The organism is Paraburkholderia sp. SIMBA_054, from assembly GCF_046534875.1.
GTDB classification, from domain to species: Bacteria; Pseudomonadota; Gammaproteobacteria; order Burkholderiales; family Burkholderiaceae; genus Paraburkholderia; species Paraburkholderia hospita.
The window spans coordinates 1-235 of record NZ_JAWRXV010001743.1; the positions used below are offsets into that span (position 1 = coordinate 1).

A 235-nucleotide genomic window follows, 5' to 3' on the forward strand; every position below is an offset into this window, starting at 1 on the left:
TGGTATTTGGCACAACGCACTTGATGCCGATCAGCAGACCGCGACCACGGATTTCCGAAACGACATTCGGGTAGCGGTCGATGACGGAGGCGAGCCCCTGCTTCATAACCAGAGCAGTTGCCTGGACATTTTCGAGGAAGCCATCGGCCAGAACAACATCAAGCACGGCATTGCCGACGGCCATGGCCAGCGGATTGCCGCCATAGGTCGTACCGTGAACACCAGCCGTCATGCC

The 235-nt window shown here is 58.3% G+C and carries 1 protein-coding gene; it reads right to left on the reverse strand.

Going from position 1 to position 235, the window contains the following annotated elements; translation table 11 throughout:
* On the reverse strand, positions 1-235 hold a 235-nt coding region (locus tag SB822_RS61080), incomplete at both ends, for an aminotransferase class III-fold pyridoxal phosphate-dependent enzyme (protein ID WP_410859655.1).